This is a genomic window from Shigella sp. FC1967, from assembly GCF_001743005.1.
Classification (GTDB): Bacteria; Pseudomonadota; Gammaproteobacteria; order Enterobacterales; family Enterobacteriaceae; genus Proteus.
In genome coordinates, this window is the sequence record NZ_MIIZ01000738.1 from 1 (window position 1) to 3,914 (window position 3,914).

Sequence of the window (3,914 nt, forward strand, 5' to 3'; positions counted from 1 at the left end):
CTGCAAAATGTGCAGTGTTCGCAATCGAACCTCCTACCAGGCTATCTAAAACGCCCATATAACCCATAATAATCCACAAAACAGACATCACACATGGGGATATACCATGAGCTTATCTTTTAAATTATCAGCATGCGCGTTGACCGTTTCTTTAGCGATGACGCCTGTGATGTCTCAGGCATGGGAAAAGGATAAAACCTACGAAATTACTATTTTGCATACCAATGATCACCATGGCCATTTTTGGCATAACGATCGTGGCGAATATGGTTTAGCTGCACAAAAAACAGTTGTTGATAACATTCGTGATGAAGTCGCTAAAAAAGGCGGTAGTGTACTGTTGTTATCTGGTGGTGATATCAATACCGGTGTTCCAGAATCTGATTTACAAGATGCAGAGCCTGATTTTAAAGGTATGAATCTTGTGGGTTATGATGCCATGGCTCTGGGTAACCATGAATTTGATAATCCACTAGATGTTTTACGCCAACAAGAAAAATGGGCAACGTTCCCATTCTTATCTGCAAATATTTATCAAAAAAGCACAGGTGAGCGCTTATTTAAGCCTTACACCATTTTTGATAAGCAAGGTGTTAAAATTGCAGTATTAGGTTTGACTACGGATGATACTGTGCGTATTGGTAATCCAGCAAACTTCCCAGACACTGAGTTCCGCAAGCCGGCGGATGAGGCTAAAAAAGTTGTAGAAGAACTGCGTACAACGGAAAAACCAGACATTATTATCGCAGCAACTCATATGGGTCACTACGATGATGGTAATCACGGCTCTAATGCACCAGGTGATGTGGAAATGGCACGTGCATTGCCAAAAGGTTATCTTGATATGATTGTGGGTGGTCACTCACAAGATCCTGTTTGTATGTCTCAAGAGAATAAAAATTACAAACAAGCGGATTATGTACCGGGAACACCTTGTGCGCCAGATAACCAAAATGGTACATGGATTGTTCAGGCTCATGAATGGGGTAAATATGTTGGTCGTGCAGACTTTGAATTCCGTAATGGTGAATTCACGTTAAAACATTACCAATTAATCCCAATCAACTTAAATCAGAAAGTGAAGAAAGACGACGGTACAACAGAACTTGTTTACTATACAGAAGAAATTCCTCATAACCCTGAAATGATGAAACTGTTGACGCCTTATCAAGAAAAAGGCGGTGAGCAATTAAATGTTAAAGTGGGTGAGGTTGTTGGTAAATTAGAAGGTGACCGTAGTAAAGTTCGTTTTGTTCAAACCAATATGGCACGTTTATTATTATCAGCTCAAGCTGAACGTGCGAATGCAGATTTTGCAATTATGAGTGGTGGTGGTGTTCGTGATTCTATTGAATCTGGTGATATCACTTACAAAGATGTACTGAAAGTTCAACCTTTCGCGAATGAACTGGTTTATGTTGATTTCAAAGGTGAAGAAGTCGAGCCTTATTTATCGGCGGTTGCATGTATGAAAGTAGACTCTGGTGCTTATGCACAATTCTACAATGTTAGCTTAACCGTAGATGCAGATTGTAACGTTAGCGATGTTAAAATTGCTGGCAAACCAATAGATAAAACGAAAACTTACCGTATGGCGACACTAAACTTTAACGGTATTGGTGGTGATGGTTATCCTAAGATTGATACTCATCCTGCGTATGTGAATACCGGTTTTGTTGATGCTGAAGTATTAAAAGGTTATATCGAATCTCACTCTCCATTGAAAGCGGCTGATTTCGAACCTAAAGGCGAAATTGTTTACAAAAAATAAAGCTTATCAATAACGTTTATATAAGCAAAAGGCGACATTTATTGTCGCCTTTTATTTTGGCGCTAAATCACGTTAATTTCTTATTTTGAGGATGAACCTTAAAATAAGAAATCATTAATGATTATGACTCTTTACGAATAAGTGCAAATTGAGCACCTAACACAGATCCCAAATCTTCCGCCGATAATTCAATATCTAAGCCACGCTTACCACCAGAGACAAAGATAGTGTCAAATTCAAGCGCTTGTTCATCAATCACTGTTGGTAGACGTTTTTTTTTGGCCTAATGGGCTTATTCCCCCCACTAAATAACCGGTGACTTTTTGTGCAATTTGAGGATCTGCCATATCTGCTTTTTTTGCCTTAAAGCACTTAGCAACAAGTTTTAAATCTAACTGACCAGAAACTGGTGTTACGGCAACAGCAAGATTTTTAGCATCACCATTTAAAGAAACTAGAAGCGTTTTGAATACTTGGCGATTATCTAAACCTAATTTTTCAACAGCTTCATCACCAAAATTATGGACATTAGCATCATGCTCATAAGGATGAAGGGTAAATTTGATTTTTTGTTTTTCCAGTAAATTTACAGCGGGAGTCATAGTTATTCCTATTTATAAGGTCACAACAATATCTTTATACTTGGTGCATCAATAAATCGATCAAATTCTCTTCACCAAATAAATGAAGGGCACCTACCGTGACAACATAACGGCCAGCGGGTAATTTTGATAATATATTTACCCATTTTTGATTACGACTTTCCATTAAAATATCAAATACTGCTTTACTAAAGGTATTCGGTAAAGGTGGTTGTTTTTCTCTACAATCATAATTTAACCACCAATTGATCATGATTTGCAATGTACGTGCGTTCTCGTGCCAATTTTTTAGTGTGTCTTCGAGTAATTGCTGACCATCATCAGGGAAATCTAATAATAATGCGACCTGACTCTCAATGCCTTCGAGTTCAATAATGCTTTTTTCGTATTCATTAGCATGTTGGATAACTTGATAATCAATACCATATTGAGGTTGTAATCCAAGTTGCATCGCTTGGGTAGATTGTAAAATTAAGGCGATTTGCCAAAGTGGCTTATTGTCGAGTTGATAAAGAAAAAGGGATAGATCTTCACAATGCTGTGTAACTTGCGAAAAAAGAGCGCTATTTAAGCGTGTTTCTAGTGACTCTCTAAAAAGGGATGCTTGATCAAAAGGTTGAACGTTTGTCGAGATATCAGCTTCAACTATAATCGCATCTGCATTTTTTATTTCGTTGATAAGTACATTGGAAAGTGGTGACATTGTGGGGATCCCCATATGGATACTCCCCACAAGGTGTAAAGAAACATGATTAGGTAGCGTAATATCAATAGCGGGGTAAGGGTAATGGACCGTATTTTTTATTCCTACCCAATGTTTGATTTTTTGAAAAATACCCGTCATTTTATCTGCTCCTTTTAGTGTCGGTCACTAAGTCTCAGCATAACGGATTTCTAATTGAATGAAACAGTGAAAACCAAGTATTTACTTAGCTAAAAACGCCGTAAACCCTCGCCCAGTGCGGGCGGGGATATAAAGCCCGCAGGGCTTTAAAGATCAATCAAGCGTTGACTGGCTCTGAACGTAGGCTCTGAGTGTTTCAATCGTTGCCCCTCCGGTGCTACAGACAAAGTACGACCTTGACCACAAAAGTCCCCGTTTTACTTTGCGTCCGTAAATGTGTGTTTTGCTGGCGCAGCAGGCGCGACGATACTGATTTCAGATTGTTGACCATCACACTGACCGTCAGTTTTGGCGGGTAAGCAACCAGCAGATGCACATGGTCAGGCTCTCCGTCCATCTCAATAATTTCGCATTCAAGTTTTGCCGTAGCGGAGTCAAATGCATCACGCAGTTGAGCGATCATCTGTCCGTCAAATAGCTTACGTCGATACTTTGTCGTAAAGATCAGAGGCACGACCAGTTTACTGACACTGTGCCGCTTTCTGAGGGATCCCGCCAGTAAATCATCATGATTACTCAATTGATATATTGCCCTAATATGTTAAAATAAAAACATTATATCAATGAGCGCTGATGATGTTAAGAGCAACAAAAGTACGCATCTACCCAACACCAGAACAGGCTGAATATCTCAACG

The 3,914-nt window shown here is 39.2% G+C and carries 3 protein-coding genes and 2 pseudogenes; 2 read left to right on the top strand and 3 right to left on the bottom strand.

Features of this window, described 5'->3' with window-relative positions; genetic code table 11:
• The first annotated feature begins 106 nt into the window (after nt 1-106).
• Nucleotides 107-1,771 (top strand): bifunctional UDP-sugar hydrolase/5'-nucleotidase UshA, encoded by a 1,665-nt coding sequence (gene ushA / locus BHE89_RS11575; protein ID WP_069367341.1) that lies wholly within the window; start codon nt 107-109, stop codon nt 1,769-1,771.
• 121 nt (nt 1,772-1,892) lie between these two features.
• Here ushA and ybaK read toward each other — a convergent pair.
• From ybaK to tnpA, 3 genes and pseudogenes are all read right to left on the bottom strand, one after another.
• Nucleotides 1,893-2,373: pseudogene (ybaK, locus tag BHE89_RS11580) on the bottom strand (Cys-tRNA(Pro)/Cys-tRNA(Cys) deacylase YbaK).
• Nucleotides 2,374-2,407: 34 nt separating this feature from the next.
• A complete protein-coding gene (locus BHE89_RS11585; RefSeq protein ID WP_069367343.1) occupies nt 2,408-3,217 on the bottom strand; it encodes a TraB/GumN family protein in 810 nt (269 codons plus the stop codon).
• Nucleotides 3,218-3,370: 153 nt separating this feature from the next.
• Nucleotides 3,371-3,797 (bottom strand): annotated as a pseudogene (tnpA, locus tag BHE89_RS11590) (IS200/IS605 family transposase).
• 56 nt (nt 3,798-3,853) lie between these two features.
• On the opposite strand from tnpA, the gene BHE89_RS27030 reads away from it, so the two are divergent.
• A partial coding sequence (locus BHE89_RS27030; protein WP_353615097.1) for a helix-turn-helix domain-containing protein occupies nt 3,854-3,914 on the top strand: 61 nt, incomplete at its 3' end.